The following is a 17,502-nucleotide window of genomic DNA, read 5'->3' on the forward strand; positions in this document are numbered from 1 at the left end:
ATGACATCGAGTTTCACCGTTCATGACGCGTCCGGCTATGAGCAACTGATGGGCCGCTGGAGCCGAAAGCTCGCGCCCAGCTTCATCGGCTTCGCCGGGCTCGCCCCCGGCGAAAAGATCCTCGACGTCGGCTGCGGCACCGGCAGCCTGACGTTCGAACTGGCGAAATCCGCCGAACTCGCGGCGATCGCGGCCATCGACTTTTCGCCTGTCTTCGTCGAGGCGGCAAAGCGGCGCAACACCGATCCGCGCATCGAAATCCAGCAGGCGGACGCTACCGCCTTGCCGTTCGCCGACAATGCGTTCGACCGCGCGCTGGCGCTGCTGGTGCTTCACTTCGTGCCGGAAGCCGGCAAGGCGGTTGCCGAAATGCGCCGGGTGACGCGACCGGGCGGCGTGGTCGCGGCTGTGGTGTGGGACCATCTCGGCGGCATGGCGGGCATGCGCATGATGATCGACACGGTGGCCGCGCTCAGCGAGAGCGGGCGCCAGCTGCGCGGCCGCTATTGCTTCCAGCCGATGATGCAGCCCGGCGAAATGAAGCGGACCTTCATCGAGCAGGGGCTGGCCGACGTGACCGAAACCGAGCTGATGATCCGCATGGATTACCAGGACTTCGCCGACTACTGGACGCCGATTTCTGCCGGCGAGGGCCCGCTCGGCAAATACATGACAACGCTGCAGGCAGCCGAGCGCGAGCGCACCGAGGCTGCCGTCCGCGATGCCTATCAGGCCGGGCGACCGGACGGCCCGAGGTCGTTCGCCAATGTCGCCTGGGCGTGCAGGGGCGTGGCGCCCTGACCGCCCAGGCGGCGAAGCGCCTTTGAACCGCGATCAGGCCTGCCGAGCAACCAGATCGGCATAGCGCTGCAGGTAAAGCGGCCAGCCCTGATCGCCGGCGACGCTGTCGCGCACACCTTCCCAGCCCTGGCCATGGCGCTCCAGGTTGCGGTGCTCGATCTCGACGCGGGTACGCCCAGCCGTTTCGGCGGTGAACCGCACTTCCCACTCGCTGGTCTTGGCCGGATCGGTCTCGATGCGCCATTGCGGGCTGATGTCCCAGCTCAGGAGCACGCGGTTGGGGGGCTCATAGGCCAGCACGCGCGCCCAGCGGCACTCGCTGCCGTCGACGCCGCGGTCATAGACGTGGCCGCCGACGCGAGGCTCGAACACCGTCTCGGCGATCTGGGCTGCAAGCAGGTTATGCTCGGGCGGTTTGAAACTGCCGAAATCCTCGGTGAAGACCTTGAAGGCGCGCTCGATCGGCGCCTCGACGACGACGGATTGTTTCACGGAGGCGATGGGGATCTGGGTGTTCATGGTCACTCCTCTGGTGGGGTTTCGACGGCCAGCTTGTAGGCCGCGAGCGTCTTGCTCCAGAACCGGTCGAGCCAGGCGCGCATCTGGCCCAGCCCGTGCGGATCGATGTGGTAGACGTTGCTGGCGCCCTTCGGCTCCGCGCGCACCAGCCGCGAGTCGCGAAGCACCTTGAGATGCTGCGACACCGCGGACTGCGACACGCTGACCTGCCGCGTGACCTCCGCCACCGAGCGCGGACGCTCCGCGATCAGCTCGAAAATCTGCCTTCGGGTCGGATCGCCCAGGGCGGCAAGCTGTGCGCTATCAACAGTCATGACTTATGATTAGTGCAGGCTGATGGTTGAGTCAAGTGACGGTGCCAGCGGCCAGGTGGCGGCGGGGAAATTTCCTAGGAGATAGAGGTTACACTTCATTACGGTGGAAGGAGTTGCGCCAAGGTGGAAATCCGCCAAGGCATGAGACTGGCCGCGCCGTCTATCCCTTGCGTTCTTCAAGGCTGTTGCCGCCATCGACGACCAGCAAGGCGCCGTTGATATAGCTGGCGCTCTCGGAAGCCAGGAACACGACCGCCGCCGCGACCTCGTCGGGCCGGCCGGCGCGGCCCGGCGGCGCATACAGGGCCGCCATCCGCTCCGCCTCGCTCGACGCGCCGGTTTCGATCCAGCCGGGCGCGACGGCATTGGCGGTGACCCCATGGCGCGCCGCTTCCAGCGCCAATGTCCGGGTCAGGCCGACCATGCCGGCCTTCGCCGCGGAATAGGCGGCGGTGCCCTGGTAGGATACCAGCGGCCCGGTCACCGACGCGACGTTGACGATGCGCCCATACCCCGTTTCGACCATCGCCGGCAGAAACGCCCTGGTGACGAGAAACGCGGTCTTCAGGCTGGTCTCGATGCCCCGGTCCCACTCGGCCTCGCTCATCGCCAGGAACGTCTTGTCCACGGACGGCGACGCCAGCGATCCCATGCCGGCATTGTTGACCAGGATATCGACAGCGCCGACCTCGGCCCGCAGCCGCTCCACCTCCGTCGCGATGGTAAGATCGGCGACCGCGGCCGTGGCATCGACGCCATCGCCGCGAAGCTCGCCAGCGCGCTCCAGCACCCGCGCGCTGGCGCCGGTCAGGAAAACCGCATGCCCGGCCCGGCCAAACTGCCGCGCAATGGCAAAGCCGATGCCGTCAGCCGCGCCGGCGCCGGTGATCAGGACACGTCTGGTGGTGGTTGTGGCCAAGTCTGGCTCCAAAACCCGTTCGGGTCAGAAGTGTTACCCATGTCTCCGGTATAAACCGTAACCTATGTGTCCGGAACGGACCTTGGAAGCATGGCGCACCCGACAGGATTCGAACCTGTGACCTCTGCCTTCGGAGGGCAGCGCTCTATCCAGCTGAGCTACGGGTGCTTTCAAGGCGAAGAGCCCGGAAAACGAACCAGCCGGCGAACCGGCAAGTCACGGCTTCTTAGCGGAAGCGGGCGCGGGCTTCAACGGGCAATTGGCGGCGTTGCGAATTGGCTTGATGCGTCTGGGCCTCGCATACGGCATCCTACCCTTCGCAGGCTCAGGGCGTTCGAAGCTCGAAAAGCCAAGCAGTTGGCTTTTCGTCCGCTACACGGACCACTCCTCACCCCCTCACTGCTCCGCCGGGCTCTTCACCGGCCGCCGCCCCCGCACCGCCCGCTTTGCCTTCTTGGCGCTCGCCAGCTCATGCATGGCATCGAGCTGCATCTGCTGCATCTCGGCCAGGCGCGTCCATTGGCGCGAGATGAGGTAGTCGAGCTTTTCGTGCAGATGGCGGACTTCCAACTCGGCCTTGAGGTTGACGCGGTAGTCGTTGAAGGAGCGCAGCCGGTCCTTGGCCTCCGTCCGTCTCTGGCTCATCATGATGATCGGCGCCTGGACGGCGGCGATGCAGGACAGCAGCAGGTTGAGCAGGATGAAGGGGTAGGGATCGAAGGCCCCCGCCATGCCCGCGATCAGGTTGATGCCGATCCACACCAGGAGCACACTGGCGAACGAGATCAGGAACCACCAGCTGCCGCCGAAGGCGGCCATGTTGTCGGAAACGCGGTCGGCGAAGGAGCGGTGCTCCTCGAATTCTTCTTCGCTGTTTTCCGAAATCGTGTCCTGCCGGGCGATTGATTCCACCACCTGGCGGTCGAGCTCGGAGAATTCGCCGTGCTCCTGCTGTAAGAGCTCCTCCATGTAGCGCATGCGGTAGCGGCCGAGCTCCTCGCGGCTGATGCGCGCGCCCTTGGGCAGGTCGGGGTGGTCCGAATGAATGCGGTCGGCGAGGCTCGGGCGCAGCGTGTCGATGCGCACAAGGTCGCGCTTGCGGAATTTGCGGCCCGAGATCGCCGACGGCTTTTTCTTGGGCTTCAGCCGCGATGCGCCGGGACCTGATGGCTCGGAGTCCGGCACTTCGGGCGTGTCGAAATGCTCGTCGGAAACCTCGTGCGAATCCTCTTGCGTGGTCGGCGCCTCGAAATACTCGCCGCCGCTGTCGTTCTCATTGTCGGCCGACTTCTGCTCGGATGCCTTGGGAACGGTGCTCATGATGGGCTCCTGCGCTGTAAGTTAGGATACGCTGAGGCGACGGCGCCTATCCACTGTCGGATTCGCAGCCTATGCCACGTCTTCCGCACGATTGCGTGACAGTCGCAAGACGATAGCCGGCTGCAAGGTTTTTACAGTGACCAAGGCACGACTTGGGTCGGCGTCCGCCCAAGGGCGGACCGTGTCTTCACCGTTCATCGTTCACAAAGCCAGGCAATTGGCTTTTTGTCCGCTGCGCGGATCACGCCTCACTTCACTGCTGTTCGGCGAACATCAGCCTGGTCTTGGTGTCGGCCATGGTGGGCGACAGGCTGCGCTGGATCAGCGCTTCGACATGGTCGTTGCGCTGGCGGGCACTGTCGGCGCCCATCACCACCACGATCAGCTGGCGGCCGTCGGCATCGTAGGAGGTGACGATGTTGAAGCCGGAAGCCCTGATATAGCCTGTCTTGATGCCGTTCACGCCGCGCACGCGGCCGAGCATGTCATTATGGCCGCGCACCAGCCGGCCGCGAAACATGAAGTCGCTTTCGGAGAAATAATGGAAGTGCTGCGGGAAGCGCCGCTGTAGCGACATGCCGAGCACCGCCATGTCGTGGGCGGTCGTCATCTGGCCGTCGTCGGGCAGGCCCGATGCGTTGCGGAAGGTGGTGCTGCTCATGCCGAGCTGGCGCGCCTTGGATGTCATCATGGCGGCGAACTGGTCTTCAGAGCCGCCGAGATATTCGCCCACCGCCACCGCCACGTCATTGGCCGATTTGACGACGATGGCGCGGATGGCGGAATCGACATCGATCGTCTCCCCGCGCCGGAAACGCATCTTGGTCGGCGGCTGCGAGGCGGCGTGGTCGGAAACCGGGATCTGCGTTTCCTTGGTGACGCGGCCGGTCTCCATCGCCTCGAACAGCAGATAGAGCGTCATCATCTTGGTCAGCGAGGCCGGATAACGCTGCGCCGTCGAATTGACCTCGAACAGCTGCTTGCCGCTCTTTCCGTCGACGACGATGGCCGCGTATTTCTGCGGCGGCGCCGGCACGGCCAGAACGCTGTCGGGCGGGGCCGTGGTCGAGCAGCCGGCCGTCAGGGCCGCCAGGGCCAGGACAGCCAGGATTTTCTGGAAGAGCGGAAAGAGACGCGGCAAGGACAAGGGCTGGACTGTTCTGGCGATGCTGTTGCTGAGATAAGGCGAAGCTAACGTAACGCGGCGGGTGCGTCCATTTGGTTAATGCCGGTTAGCCCCGGGAATGTCGAGTGCCGGCGCGACCTGTTTCCCCACCCGCCAGAGGCCAGGGAGAGGAACCAGGCTTTGCCACCGCCCCGAAATCGCCCGTTTCCTGTCTTTCCTTGCCAAAGCCGCGTTTCCCGTGGGAAGGAGCGTGGCATCCGGCGGCTAGGGGGGCTTGCAAAATGGCTGACATTGGGGCTGGCGCCGCGCCGTCATTGATCAGGGCGTCGCTCAGCCGCACCGGCAAATGGGCCGGCAGCATCGCCTTCATCGGCGGCGCCGTTTCCGACATCCTCAACCCGCTGGCGCCGTTCGCCGCCTATATCGCGCTGGCTGCCTCGATCGCGGCCGTCGTCATCGCCATTGCCATCGTGCTCAGGCTCGTGCTGGCGGCCAAGGCACTGCCGGCGCTGGTGTTCGCCACCAGTGCGGCGGCGGTTGCCGGCGGCGTCTACGCCGTGCAGAAGGAGACCAATTCGCAGAACGGCATCATCGCCAGCCTGGTGCCGGCGGTCGCGCAACTGCAGCAGTCGATGGGCATCGTCGCCGAAAAGGTGGCCAGGATCGAGCAGACGGTCACGCAAACCCAGAAGACCGTCGAAGAGGTCAAGAAATCGACCGACACGGTTGCCCAGAAAACCGATCAGATCGCCTCCGCCCAGCAGCAGCAAGCGGCCCAAGGCGCCGCGACGCAAAGGACCGTCGAAGCGGTCAAGCAAACCACCGAGACACTCGTGGGCGGCCAGCAGCAGCAAGTGGCCCAGGCCGAAAAGCTTCAGGCGACGACTGAGCAGATCGCCGCCTCGATCGACACGATAGCCAAGGGGTTTGCCACCTTGGCCGCGCAAGGCGGCGCCATCGCCGAGCCGAAGCGGCCGGACGAGTTCTACCACAATGCCCGCGTCTACGAGCTCTCGGGCGACATGCTCAACGCGCGGCGCTCCTACCTCGCCTTTGCCGGCTTCGATGTCGACGCCATCGACCCCTATACGCGCTTTGCCACACTTCTGCGGGTCCAGGATGGCAAGGCCGGCGCCCGCGAGGTGTTCGGCCAGCTCGCGGAGAAAGCCAAGGCGCCATCGATCAAGCTCGTCCACCTGCTGCAGTTCGACGATACCCAGCGGCTCGACAAGCTCAACGCCTTCATCGCGGCCAATCCGGACTATGCGCCGGCCTATTTCCTGTTGGCGCAGGAGTTCTCGGAGGATCGGCTCGGCAGCCAGACGCTGGCCGATAAGCGCAGCGAAGCCCAGGCGCTGACCAAGTTCGTCTCTTACGAGAAGGATGGCGGGCTGCTCGGATATTTCGTCGACCAGACCCAGCTTGCCGACTGGCTGGACCGCGGCCGCAGCCGGCTGGCGGCCCTTGGCGACGTGCTCGACCCCGCCCGCTTCGCGCCGTTGCTGACGCCGATGCGTTCCAACCAGGGCTGGTCGATGACCATTTCGCTGCCCGAGCCGGCGACCGCGATATCCTGGCGTCTAGGCGGCAGCGGTCCCTTCACCGACACCGGCCTGCTGGCGCTCAACGACCAGCGAACCGGCAAGCCGATGCCCAATCCGAGCTTCGAATTGCCCGACAGCACGGCGCAGACCACGATCGCGATCAAATATCTCGACATCAGGGGGCGCGAGACCGGCCCGTTCGACATAAGCTTCGACCCGGATGCCGCCCTGCAACAGGGCAACAAGCAGATCCTCGACCAGTTCTGGACCTCATGGATCGCCTTCGACGCCAGCGGCAATCATGGACTGGTCTATTTCACGCAGATGCTGTCATACCGCTGCGCCATCAAGGAAGTGCATTACAGCCTGAATGGTGCCGCGCTCGACAAGACCCTTCCCATGCCGCCCTGCAATGCCAGGGACCCCTACGCCATCCCCGATGATTTCCAGCCCTATTTCAAGGTCGTCGAAAGCGTGACTTCGATCTCGGTGCAGGTGACCTATACCGACGGGACGAAATCGCCAGTGCGGGACTACAAGCGGCAATAGAGCTCGCATTTCCGACGACGGCGAGCGCAAAACCGATGCAAAATACGCGCCCGCGCGCTTGCGCGGTGCGCCGAACGGGTTCTTCTTGGCATCCGTCGGATTCGGGTGAGAGATCCATGGATACAGTCACGATCAACGCCAAGGGCATTTCGGTTTCGCTCGACCTCACGGTTGGCCACATCGCCGACATGGTCATCGAGAGCGGCGCGCGCCGGTTGAAGCCGCTGCACCGTGCACCCTGGGTCGACGCGGGCGAGACGCTGCCTCCAGACCTGCCGCGAGGCACCGTCAGGCTCTCCGGCGACTTTCTGTGCGCGCCGTTTTCGCGCAGCGATGTCGAGGAGGCGCCGCTGCATGGCTGGCCGGCCAACAGCGCCTGGGATGTGGTCGACAGCGGCGCCACGGATGGTGGCTGGCGCGCGGTCTTCCGGCTGCGCCATAAGGTGATGGGCGCCAGCGTCGACAAGATTTTCACGCTGCGCGACGGCCATCCTTTCCTCTACCAGGAACATGTGTTTTCCGGCGGGTCCGGCGCGATCTCGGTCGCCCATCACCCGATGACGGCAATGAAAGGCGGCGGCAGGCTGGCTTTCTCGCCGAAGCGGTTTGCCGCCACGCCAGCCGACCCGCTGGAGCCGGACCCCGTGCGCGGCCGCTTCATGCTGGCCTACCCCGGTCGGTCGTCGGACCTCGGGCATTTCCCTGCTGCCGGCGGCGGCACGCTCGATCTGGCGGATTACCGCATGGATGCCCGGCGCGAGGATTTCCTCACCCTGGTCGAGGCCGACCATGGCGGGCCGGGCTGGACCGCGCTGGCGCGCCAGGCCGAGGACGATTTGGTGCTGGTGCTGAAGAACCCGGCCGAACTGCCTGTTACCATGCTTTGGTTCAGCAATGGCGGGCGCGACTACGCGCCGTGGAGCGGCCGCCATCTCGGCGTGCTCGGCATCGAGGATGGGCGCACCGCGGTCGGCCACGCCGCCTCGCTGGGCGACAACTGGCTGAAGCGCGAGGGCGTGGCGACCGCGTTCGCGCTCGGCCGGGATCGCGGCGTCTCGTTCCGCCATGTCATCGGTGCGTTGCCCCTGTCGGGTGGCGGGCCTCCGCGCGCGATCACCACGGCGGGTGGCCACCTGCGGTTGGCTGGCGCCGCGGCATCGGAGGTCCCGTTCGATAGCGAATTTCTGCGTATCGGCCAGCCAGCGGCGCGCTGAAGACAAAGCCGCAAGGGACTAATCGCAGTCGCCACTGCTGACTCCACAACCGGTCGCTCTAAATCGTGCAAATCGCGGTTTGAAATTTCAAGCGACCGCCGACAAGATGCGTCCAAAATCTGCGGAAGGAGCCGAAAAATGTCCGAAATCGCCCACCTCGCCGCCACCATCTTCAAGCGTGCCGGCAAGGCAAATCGCTTCATCGTCGCCATTGCCGGGCCGCCGGGCGCCGGCAAGTCGACGCTGTCGGCAAGCCTGCATGACCTTTTGCCGGAAGGCGCGGTGGAGGTCGTGCCCATGGACGGCTTCCACTATGACGACATCGTGCTCGAGCGGCGCGGTCTGCGGGCGCGAAAGGGCGCGCCCGACACGTTCGACTTTGGCGGCTTCGAGACGCTTTTGAAGCGCATCCGTGCCGGCGAGGCCGAGATTGCCATTCCGGTGTTCGACCGCGGCATGGAATTGTCGCGCGCCGCCGCGGCGATTGTCGGCGCCGAGACCAAGTTCATCCTGGTGGAAGGCAATTACCTGCTGCTCGACGAGGAGCCGTGGTCGCGCCTGGCGCCGCTGTTCGATTTCTCGATCTTCGTCGACGTGCCGCGCAACGAGCTCGAACGCCGCCTGATGGAACGCTGGCACGAGCATGGACGTTCCGAGGCGGATGCGCGCGCCTGGATCGCCTCCAACGACATGCCCAACATCGAACGCGTGCTTGCGCGGCGCCGGGCGGCCGACCTGGTCTTTGGTCAACCCGGTTAATTTTCAGTATTTTTCGGCCGGAACCTTAAGACTTACACGCGTTATCCCGATCAGGCAATCATGTCAGAAGAGGGATTCCGTCCGATGGCAACAAACGCAAAAAAGCCCGCCAGGGGCAAGTCGGCACAACCGAGGGCGCAGTCGACGGCCGGGGCTGGCCCGGCGATCGCCCAGCGCTCCAAGGATGCGAAGGCCTTCGGCAAGGCGGCGCCGAAAAAAGTCGTGCCAGGGTCGAAAGCGACCGTGCCGAAAGCGGCCGCCAAGCCCGCCCAGGCGAAGAAGCCGGCCGTGGCCGGCGGCTCGAAAGCAGGCGGCGGCTCGAAGGTTCGCACCGCGGCCAATGTCGCCGCCGGCGCGGTCGTGGCCACAGCGCGGGGCGTGGCATCCCTTGCCGCCTCCGTGGTCGGCAGGGGCGGACCCAAGGCGAAAGCAAAGTAGGCCGCTCTTCCCGTGGGCTGACGGGTTCAGCCTCGCGCCGGAATGGTCAGGCCTTTCTGCACCGCCGGCCGCGCCAGGCCTCGCTCCAGCCAGGCTGCCAGATTGGCGAAATCGTCGAAGCCGACCAGATCGCGGGCTTCGTAGAAGCCGATCAGGTTGCGCACCCAGCCGAGCAGCGAGATGTCGGCGATGGTGTAGTCATTGTCCATGATCCACTTGCGGCCCTTCAGCCTGACGTCGAGAACGCCGAGCAGGCGGCGCGATTCGTCGCGGTAGCGCTCCAGCGGCCGCTTGTCGGCGATCTCGCGGCCGGCGAATTTGTGGAAGAACCCGACCTGGCCGAACATCGGCCCAATCGCCGCCATCTGGAAGAAGACCCACTGGATCGTCTCGTAGCGCCGCGCCGCGTCGACAGGCATGAGCAGGCCGGTCTTTTCCGCCAGGTAGAGCAGGATCGCACCGGATTCGAACAGGCCGATCGGCGCACCGTCCGGTCCGTCGGGATCGATGATCGCCGGGATCTTGCCGTTGGGATTGAGCGACAGGAATTCCGGGGTCCAGCTCTCGTTCTTGCCGATGTTGATCAGGTGCGGCTCATAGGGCAGGCCGATTTCCTCCAGCGCGATCGAGATCTTCACGCCGTTCGGCGTCGTTGCCGAATAGAGCTGGATCTGGTCCGGATGCTTGGCCGGCCAGCGGCTTGCGATCGGAAAGGCGGACAGGTCGGCCATCGGGAACTCCTGATCGGGGGGATGCGCACCAAGCGGCGCGATATTGGCGGTCGGCCAAGAATTAGGGCTGCGGCGAGGCCGGATCAATATGGCGGCGACGCTTTCACCCCGCACGGGCAGTCACCCAACTCGCACCGCGCGAACGGTGGGGACCGGCCCGGGCAGGTGGCAAACGCCCGGGGTCAGATTGCCTTGAAGGCCAGCACCGCGTTGGTGCCGCCAAAGGCAAAGCCATTGCTGATGGCGGCGCGCACCTTGCGCTCGCGCGCGACATTCGGCGTGACGTCGAGATCGCAGTCGGGATCGGCCTCGCGGTAATTCGCCGTTGGCGGCACAACGCCTTCGCGGATCGCCATGACGCAGGCGATCATCTCCAGCCCGCCCGAGGCGCCGAGGCAATGCGCGTGCATCGACTTGGTCGAGGAGACGGATAGCGCGCGCGCATGGTCGCCGAAGACGCGCTTGATCGCGAGAGTTTCGATCTGGTCGTTGGCCTTGGTGCCGGTGCCGTGCGCGTTAAGGTAGTCGATGTCTTCGGGATTGAGCCCGGCATCCGCCAGGCAGAAGCGCATCGCCGCTTCCGGCCCCTCGACGGTCGGCGCGACGATATCGGAGGCATCGGCCGAAAGGCCGGCGCCGGCGATTTCAGCCAAAATGGTGGCGCCGCGCGCCATCGCATGGTCGTAGCTTTCCAGAACCGCCATGCCGGCGCCTTCGCCCAGCACCAGCCCTTGGCGGTCGGCCGAGAACGGCCTGCATGTGTCGGGCGAAAGCACACGCAGCGCCTCCCAGCCCTTCAGCACGCCCCACACCAGCGGCGCATCGGTGCCCCCGGCCACCATCACGTCGGCGCGCCCGAGCCTGATCTGGTCGACCGCCGATGCGATGGCATGATTGGCAGACGAACAGGCCGAAGTGACGCCGAACACCGGTCCGCGCAAACCCAGATGCATGCTGACCTGACCGGCGGCGGCGCCCGGCATCACTCTTGGAACGGTGAAGATACCGGCGCGATTCTTGCCCTCGAGCAGGATGGCGCGATAATTCTCCTCGACGGTCTCGAAGCCGCAGACGCCAACACCGACAATGGTTCCCATCCGATAGGTGTTGTCCGCATGCGGGACCAATCCGGACTGCCGCATGGCTTCTTTCGCCGCGAGCACCGCCAGCAGGCTGAAGCGATCCATCGACACCAGTTGCTTGCGCTCGATGCCGTGATCCGGCAGGGCTTTGATCTCGCAGCCGGTCTTGACCTTCAGGTCGTGCAGGAAGGGGTTGTCGATCGGGCCAATCGCCGACCGGCCGGCCCGCATCTCGGCCCAGATTGCCTGCGCATCGGTGCCCAATCCGCACAGTCCACCGATGCCGGTAATGACGACGCGCTTCAGCATTCGGTCAGGCTTTTTTCGCGATCAGCGCGCGAACGGCCTCGACCATGTCGCCGACGTTCTTCAGGTTGCTCCAGGCATCGACCGTGTTCATCTCGATCTCGATGCCATATTGCTCCTCGAGGTCGAAGATGATCTCGGTCAGCTCCAGCGAATGGATGCCGAGCGCCGTCAATTCGGTTGTGGTGGTGATTTCCTCGCCGCCCGGCTCGGCATGGGCCTTGATCTTCTCGATGATGTCCGCTGCCAGCTGGTCAGCCATTCGGTTTCTTCCCCACTGTGTCGTTTCCCGACGCCAACTGAACGGCGCCTTCTTGTCCTCGATATCAGGCCGCGATCTTCGCCTTATCCCTCCGCCAAGCGTCGCCTGACCGTACCAAGGTGGTTCCCTCTATAGAAACGGAAACGCCATCAAGCAACAAGCTATATGTCGACAAAAGCGCCACAGTGCTTAACCTGACGGCGTGGATACGATCGAAAATACCAAGTTTTCAGGTCAGCTGGCCCAGCGCGCGGCGGGCAAGGCGCGGCTAGGTTGCGCCCGCATTGACGGCCGCACGCGGCTGCGGCGCCTCTATCAGGACGGCTCCGCCAAGATAAGGCTGCCGTATGTTTCGGCCGGCCCGCTGGAGGCCGTCCTGATCAACACCGCCGGCGGGCTGACCGGCGGCGACCGCCTCGGCTGGGATGTCGATGTCGGCCCGCGTGCCAGCGCGGGGATAACGACCCAGGCCTGCGAAAAAGTCTATCGCGCCGCATCGGACCATGCCGAAGTCCGGGTCAGGCTGACCGTCGGAGAGAACGGCAGCATCGCCTGGCTGCCGCAGGAAACCATCGTCTTCGATCGCGCCGCGTTTGTCCGTACGTTGGACGTCGAGCTTGCCGCGGGGGCCGAGGCGCTGGTGCTGGAAGCGGCTGTCTTCGGCCGCCTGGCCATGGGCGAACGTGCCACACAGGGCACTTTTCGCGACCGCTGGCGTATCCGCAGGGAAGGAACCCTCATCCACGCCGAGGATTTCCGCATCGGACCTGATATCGCCGACATCATGGCCCGTCCGGCGATAGCAAATGGCGCGATCGCCGTGGCTACGCTGCTGCTGGTGTCGCCGCGCGCGGAAGCCCTGCTCGACCAGGCCAGGGAGATCATTGGCGACCGGGGTGGCGCCAGCGTCTGGACCGTGAAGACATCTGGCAAGCTTCTTGCGAGGCTTTACGCCGAGGACGGCTACCAGCTGCGCCAGCGGCTGGTCCCGCTCGTCGGATTGCTCAACGGAAAAGCGGGGCTGCCCAAATTATGGTCATTGTGACTGTGTCCGCATCACTTCAGGAAGACGCATGAACCTGACGCCAAGGGAAAAGGACAAGCTGCTGATCGCCATGGCGGCGATCGTGGCGCGCAAGCGGCTGGAGCGCGGCGTCAAGCTCAATCATCCAGAAGCGATCGCGCTGATCACCGATTTCGTCGTCGAGGGCGCCCGCGATGGCCGCCCGGTGGCCGAGCTGATGGAGGCCGGCGCCCATGTCGTCAGCCGCGCGCAGGTGATGGAAGGCATTGCCGAGATGATCCATGACGTACAGGTGGAAGCGACCTTTCCCGACGGCACCAAGCTGGTGACCGTGCACGAACCGATCCGGTGAGGAGAGAGACATGCTTGAACTGCGCCCGAACTGTGAATGCTGTGACAAGGACCTGCCGCCGGAAGCGACGGATGCGCGGATCTGCACCTTCGAGTGCACCTTTTGCGCCGGCTGCGTCGAAAGCGTGCTTGGCGGCGTCTGCCCGAACTGCGGCGGCAATTTTACGGCCCGGCCGATCCGCCCCGCCGCGATGCTGAAGAAACATCCGGCTTCGACCAAACGCGTGCTCAAGGCCGAGGGCTGCGGCCCCCGCAAGGCCGCCTGACACCGCAAAACGAAAGGCAAGTTAAATGATCCTTGTCAACCGTCTGTGCCTCTCGGCGATCCTGCTCGTGGCGGCGGCGATGCCTGCCTACGCCCATGTCGGCATCGGCACGACCTCCTCCGCCATGGCCGGCTTCACGCATCCGCTGTCGGGCCTCGACCATATGACGGTGATGCTCGCCGTCGGTCTGTGGGCGGCCCTCAAGGGCGGTAAGGCGATCTGGGTCTGGCCGGCGGCGTTCGTCGGCGTCATGCTGGGTGGCGCGGCCCTGGGCATGGCCCATGTGCCGCTGCCCTTCGTCGAGCCGGGTATACTGGCCTCCGTCGTGGCGCTCGGCCTGCTGGTGGCGCTGGCGGTCGATCTGCCTGTTTCGGCCGGTGTCTCCATCATCGGCCTGTTCGCGCTGTTGCACGGCCATGCCCATGGCACGGAAGTGCCGGAAAATGCCGGCGGCCTCGAATATATGGCCGGTTTTGCCGTCGCCACCGTGCTACTCCATGCCGTCGGCATCGCCGTCGGGCTTGGCCTCGGCATGAGGTCCCGCGGCGTGGCCCGCGTCATGGGCGCCGCCTGCGCGGCGATCGGCATCGGCCTCGCCTTCGGCGTCGTGTGAGGACCCATGATCCCAGGCGAAATCATCCCCGTTCAAGGCGACATCGAGCTCAACAAGGGTCTGCCGACCGTCATCCTGAAAGTGGCCAACAGTGGGGACCGACCGGTCCAGGTCGGCAGCCACTATCATTTCTACGAAACCAATGAGGCGCTGAAATTCGATCGTGAACGGGCGCGCGGCATGCGCCTCGACATCGCCGCCGGCACCGCAACGCGCTTCGAGCCGGGGCAGGAACGGGACGTCACGCTGGTGCCGCTTGGCGGCAAGCGTGAAATCCATGGCTTCCAGCAGAAGGTGATGGGCAAGCTGTGAGGGCTTCTTATGCATGGCCGGCAAGGCCAGCGCGCGCAAGCGCTGCGTGGGGCTCAGCCCGAGGGCTTGGCGGCCGCATAGATGACGATCTTTCCCGGATCGTCGAACTCCACGGCGAGAACGTCCTGTGCAAGGACGCGCCGCGAATCGAGGGCATTGAAAAGCAGGGCGTTGGCCTCGATCTCGTTGCGCAGCTCGGTGACATCGTCCTGATGCTGCCGAACCTTGTTCTCGATGGCTGGCGGCGGGCCGCCTTCGCTGCGCGCCGCGTCGGTGAGGAACACGATATCGACCTTGTCGAGCTTGGACGTCTTGCGCACCGTGCTGATGTTTTCGCGTGTGCGGTCGATCGCCGAACTGACTTTTCCGATTTCAGCGGTCGTCTTGGCTTCTTCCTGGTTGACTTGCGATCCGACGATGCGGTCGACGGTCTCGGGACTTTCCAGGCCCTGCGCGTTGAGCGCCGCCTGCGGGACACTCGCCGCCAGAAACGCAGCCGCGGCAATGACATGCGACCATTGCGCATGGCATCGGACATCGGGCAGGGTGGTGAGGGTCATCGTTCGCTTTCGCAGTTTGCTTCAAGGCCTTTGAAACGAAACGTCCCCAGCCCTGTCACGGTTCCCTCTCCGGTTCGGTGGGCGGACCGGATACCGGCCCGCCGCGCCGGTTCGTCAGCTGGCTTTCTTGGTGATCAGGGTCAGCGCGCCGTTCGGCTCCATGCTGGCCGCAACCACCTGGGCCGACGTCATGCCCTTGGCCTGGAGGGCGGATTTCACCTTGGGGGTGGCATCGATCGAACTGCGCAATTTCTGCAGGCCGGCATCGCCACGCTGGGCGATGACCTGGTTGACCTGCGTCTGGGTGTCCTTCGGCAACTCGCTAATGTCGATCACGTTGACGCTCTGGATCGCCGGCGCGGCCTGCTGACCGCCGGGCGCGGCTGGAACCGGCGTAGTCGGGGCGGGCTGTTGCGCGGGCTGCTGCTGGGCGCTGGCGGCACCCGCCAGCATCAGGCTGGCGGCGGCTGCAAGAATTGTCGTTTTGCGCATGGATTTTCCTTCCATCGATTTGGCAAACGGTCGTTTTGGGGTGACCCTTCAACCTCAACCGCCAAATGGGTCCGGAAGGTGTCGCCCAGCGGGTCATTGCGTGACCATTGGAGGGCGGCAATGTGCAGCCCGGCTTCACCAACACCGCATTTCGGGAGCAACCGCTGATGGCCAGACTAACGCGTGCCGCCTACGCCCAGATGTATGGCCCGACGGTCGGCGACAAGGTGCGGCTAGCCGACACCGAACTCTTCATCGAGGTCGAGAAGGATTTCACCATCCATGGCGAGGAGGTGAAATTCGGCGGCGGCAAGGTCATTCGCGACGGCATGGGTCAGAGCCAGGTTTCCCGTGCCCAAGGTGCGGTCGACACCGTCATCACCAATGCGCTGGTGATCGATGCCAGCGCCGGCATTTTCAAGGCCGATATAGGTTTAAGGGATGGCCGCATCGCGGCCATCGGCAAGGCCGGCAATCCGGACACGCAGGACGGCGTCACCATCATCATCGGCCCCGGCACGGAAATCATCGCCGGCGAGGGCAAGATCCTGACCCCGGGCGGCTTCGACGCGCATATCCACTTCATCTGCCCGCAGCAGATCGAGGAAGCGCTTATGTCGGGCATCACCACCATGCTCGGCGGCGGGACCGGTCCGGCGCATGGCACGCTGGCAACGACCTGCACACCGGGGCCGTGGCACATGGCACGCATGATCCAGTCCTTCGACGCCTTCCCGATGAATATCGGCCTGTCGGGCAAGGGCAATGCCTCGCTGCCGGCCGCGCTCGAGGAGATGGTGCTGGGCGGCGCCTGCTCGCTCAAGCTGCACGAGGACTGGGGCACGACGCCGGCGGCGATCGACTGCTGCCTGTCGGTGGCCGACGATTACGATGTCCAGGTGATGATCCACACCGACACGCTCAACGAGAGCGGCTTTGTCGAGAACACGGTGGCGGCGATCAAGGGCCGCACTATCCATGCCTTCCACACCGAGGGCGCCGGTGGCGGCCATGCGCCTGATATCATCAAGGTCTGCGGCCTGCCCAACGTCATCCCGTCCTCGACAAACCCGACGCGGCCCTACACAGTCAACACGCTCGCCGAGCATCTCGACATGCTGATGGTCTGCCACCACCTGTCGCCGTCGATCCCCGAGGACATCGCCTTTGCCGAAAGCCGCATCCGCAAGGAGACCATCGCGGCCGAGGACATCCTGCACGACATCGGCGCCTTCTCGATCATCTCGTCGGACAGCCAGGCCATGGGCCGGGTCGGCGAGGTGGCGATCCGCACCTGGCAGACGGCCGACAAGATGAAGCGTCAGCGCGGGTCATTGCCTCAGGAGACGGGCGACAACGACAATTTCCGCGTCCGCCGCTACATCGCCAAATACACCATCAATCCGGCCATCGCGCACGGCCTGTCGAAGGACATCGGCTCGATCGCGGTCGGCAAACGTGCCGATCTGGTGCTGTGGAACCCGGCCTTCTTCGGCGTCAAGCCGGACATGGTGCTGATCGGCGGCATGATCGCGGCCGCCCCGATGGGCGACCCCAACGCCTCGATCCCGACGCCGCAGCCGATGCACTACCGGCCGATGTTCGGCGCCTATGGCAAAGCCCGGACCAATTCGTCGGTGACCTTCGTTTCGAAGGCCGCGCTCGAGTCCGGTTTGCACGGCCGGCTCGGCGTCGACAAGCAGTTCGTCGCCGTCGAAAACACGCGCGGCGGCATCGGCAAGCACTCGATGGTGCTCAACGACGCCACGCCGCATATCGAGGTCGATCCGGAAACCTACGAAGTTCGCGCCGATGGCGAACTCTTGACCTGCGAGCCAGCGACCGTGCTGCCGATGGCGCAAAGGTACTTTCTGTTTTGAGACGTTCCGCTGAAATTCATGAATGGGCAATGAACTGCCATGAAAGCGCATGCGCTTCGTCAACTGCGGCAGCGGAATGTTGCGCCGAAGGGTTCGGATAAGGGTCTACCTTTTCCGTCT

At 64.9% G+C, this 17,502-nt stretch carries 21 protein-coding genes and 1 tRNA gene; 11 read left to right on the forward strand and 11 right to left on the reverse strand.

Annotated elements, in window-relative coordinates; all coding sequences use genetic code 11:
- A complete protein-coding gene (locus tag LB557_RS14400) occupies nt 1–801 on the forward strand; it encodes a class I SAM-dependent methyltransferase (RefSeq protein WP_140615347.1) in 801 nt (266 codons plus the stop codon).
- A 33-nt stretch (nt 802–834) separates the two neighbouring features.
- Here the strand turns inward: LB557_RS14400 and LB557_RS14405 are convergent, their stop codons facing one another.
- The 6 genes from LB557_RS14405 to LB557_RS14430 all read right to left on the reverse strand — a co-directional run bounded on the left by LB557_RS14405 (nt 835) and on the right by LB557_RS14430 (nt 5,020).
- A complete protein-coding gene (locus tag LB557_RS14405) occupies nt 835–1,320 on the reverse strand; it encodes an SRPBCC family protein (RefSeq protein WP_015314541.1) in 486 nt (161 codons plus the stop codon).
- 2 nt (nt 1,321–1,322) lie between these two features.
- The gene (locus tag LB557_RS14410; RefSeq protein ID WP_015314540.1) at nt 1,323–1,634 is read right to left on the reverse strand and encodes an ArsR/SmtB family transcription factor; all 312 of its coding nucleotides are present in this window, start codon (nt 1,632–1,634) and stop codon (nt 1,323–1,325) included.
- Nucleotides 1,635–1,794: 160 nt separating this feature from the next.
- Nucleotides 1,795–2,553, reverse strand: coding sequence for an SDR family oxidoreductase (locus LB557_RS14415; protein WP_224643482.1), 759 nt, complete (start codon nt 2,551–2,553; stop codon nt 1,795–1,797).
- A 91-nt stretch (nt 2,554–2,644) separates the two neighbouring features.
- Nucleotides 2,645–2,721, reverse strand: a tRNA-Arg gene (locus LB557_RS14420).
- Nucleotides 2,722–2,949: 228 nt separating this feature from the next.
- Nucleotides 2,950–3,873, reverse strand: coding sequence for a DUF1003 domain-containing protein (locus LB557_RS14425; RefSeq protein ID WP_224643481.1), 924 nt, complete (start codon nt 3,871–3,873; stop codon nt 2,950–2,952).
- 253 nt (nt 3,874–4,126) lie between these two features.
- The gene (locus LB557_RS14430; protein ID WP_041163258.1) at nt 4,127–5,020 is read right to left on the reverse strand and encodes a D-alanyl-D-alanine carboxypeptidase family protein; all 894 of its coding nucleotides are present in this window, start codon (nt 5,018–5,020) and stop codon (nt 4,127–4,129) included.
- A gap of 260 nt (nt 5,021–5,280) precedes the next feature.
- On the opposite strand from LB557_RS14430, the gene LB557_RS14435 reads away from it, so the two are divergent.
- The 4 genes from LB557_RS14435 (at nt 5,281) to LB557_RS14450 (ending at nt 9,503) form a co-directional block, all read left to right on the forward strand.
- Complete coding sequence (locus LB557_RS14435) at nt 5,281–7,092, forward strand: methyl-accepting chemotaxis protein (protein WP_224643480.1); 1,812 nt, start codon at nt 5,281–5,283, stop codon at nt 7,090–7,092.
- Nucleotides 7,093–7,208: 116 nt separating this feature from the next.
- Nucleotides 7,209–8,306 carry a hypothetical protein gene (locus LB557_RS14440; protein ID WP_224643479.1) on the forward strand — a complete coding sequence of 366 codons (1,098 nt, stop codon included), beginning with the start codon at nt 7,209–7,211 and terminating at the stop codon, nt 8,304–8,306.
- Nucleotides 8,307–8,444: 138 nt separating this feature from the next.
- Nucleotides 8,445–9,065 (forward strand): nucleoside triphosphate hydrolase, encoded by a 621-nt coding sequence (locus tag LB557_RS14445; RefSeq protein ID WP_140615341.1) that lies wholly within the window; start codon nt 8,445–8,447, stop codon nt 9,063–9,065.
- 84 nt (nt 9,066–9,149) lie between these two features.
- A complete protein-coding gene (locus tag LB557_RS14450) occupies nt 9,150–9,503 on the forward strand; it encodes a hypothetical protein (protein ID WP_015314515.1) in 354 nt (117 codons plus the stop codon).
- 26 nt (nt 9,504–9,529) lie between these two features.
- Here LB557_RS14450 and LB557_RS14455 read toward each other — a convergent pair whose 3' ends face one another.
- From LB557_RS14455 to LB557_RS14465, 3 genes are all read right to left on the reverse strand, one after another.
- Complete coding sequence (locus LB557_RS14455; protein WP_140615337.1) at nt 9,530–10,234, reverse strand: glutathione S-transferase family protein; 705 nt, start codon at nt 10,232–10,234, stop codon at nt 9,530–9,532.
- A 182-nt stretch (nt 10,235–10,416) separates the two neighbouring features.
- Entirely contained in the window at nt 10,417–11,625 is a 1,209-nt protein-coding gene (locus tag LB557_RS14460) for a beta-ketoacyl-[acyl-carrier-protein] synthase family protein (RefSeq protein WP_015314513.1), read from the reverse strand.
- Nucleotides 11,626–11,629: 4 nt separating this feature from the next.
- A complete protein-coding gene (locus LB557_RS14465; RefSeq protein WP_015314512.1) occupies nt 11,630–11,884 on the reverse strand; it encodes an acyl carrier protein in 255 nt (84 codons plus the stop codon).
- 202 nt (nt 11,885–12,086) lie between these two features.
- Here LB557_RS14465 and LB557_RS14470 point away from each other — a divergent pair, with 202 nt between their 5' ends.
- From LB557_RS14470 to LB557_RS14490, 5 genes are read left to right on the forward strand one after another with little or no spacing between them, the layout of a single operon-like run.
- Entirely contained in the window at nt 12,087–12,929 is an 843-nt protein-coding gene (locus LB557_RS14470; protein WP_224643478.1) for an urease accessory protein UreD, read from the forward strand.
- 28 nt (nt 12,930–12,957) lie between these two features.
- A complete protein-coding gene (locus LB557_RS14475) occupies nt 12,958–13,260 on the forward strand; it encodes an urease subunit gamma (RefSeq protein ID WP_015314510.1) in 303 nt (100 codons plus the stop codon).
- Nucleotides 13,261–13,270: 10 nt separating this feature from the next.
- Nucleotides 13,271–13,525, forward strand: coding sequence for a DUF1272 domain-containing protein (locus tag LB557_RS14480; RefSeq protein ID WP_140660197.1), 255 nt, complete (start codon nt 13,271–13,273; stop codon nt 13,523–13,525).
- A gap of 25 nt (nt 13,526–13,550) precedes the next feature.
- Nucleotides 13,551–14,138, forward strand: coding sequence for a HupE/UreJ family protein (locus LB557_RS14485; RefSeq protein WP_224643477.1), 588 nt, complete (start codon nt 13,551–13,553; stop codon nt 14,136–14,138).
- Between the two features lie 6 nt (nt 14,139–14,144).
- Nucleotides 14,145–14,450, forward strand: coding sequence for an urease subunit beta (locus LB557_RS14490; RefSeq protein WP_015314507.1), 306 nt, complete (start codon nt 14,145–14,147; stop codon nt 14,448–14,450).
- A 53-nt stretch (nt 14,451–14,503) separates the two neighbouring features.
- On the opposite strand, the gene LB557_RS14495 is transcribed toward LB557_RS14490, so the two are convergent.
- Complete coding sequence (locus LB557_RS14495) at nt 14,504–15,010, reverse strand: hypothetical protein (RefSeq protein WP_224643476.1); 507 nt, start codon at nt 15,008–15,010, stop codon at nt 14,504–14,506.
- 114 nt (nt 15,011–15,124) lie between these two features.
- Nucleotides 15,125–15,502: a hypothetical protein gene (locus tag LB557_RS14500; RefSeq protein ID WP_224584167.1), complete on the reverse strand. Its 378-nt coding sequence runs from the start codon at nt 15,500–15,502 to the stop codon at nt 15,125–15,127.
- Between the two features lie 167 nt (nt 15,503–15,669).
- On the opposite strand from LB557_RS14500, the gene ureC reads away from it, so the two are divergent.
- A complete protein-coding gene (ureC, locus tag LB557_RS14505) occupies nt 15,670–17,382 on the forward strand; it encodes an urease subunit alpha (RefSeq protein ID WP_041163593.1) in 1,713 nt (570 codons plus the stop codon).
- Nucleotides 17,383–17,502: the final 120 nt, after the last annotated feature.

The organism is Mesorhizobium sp. BR115XR7A (assembly GCF_020165315.1).
Lineage (GTDB): Bacteria > Pseudomonadota > Alphaproteobacteria > Rhizobiales > Rhizobiaceae > Mesorhizobium > Mesorhizobium australicum.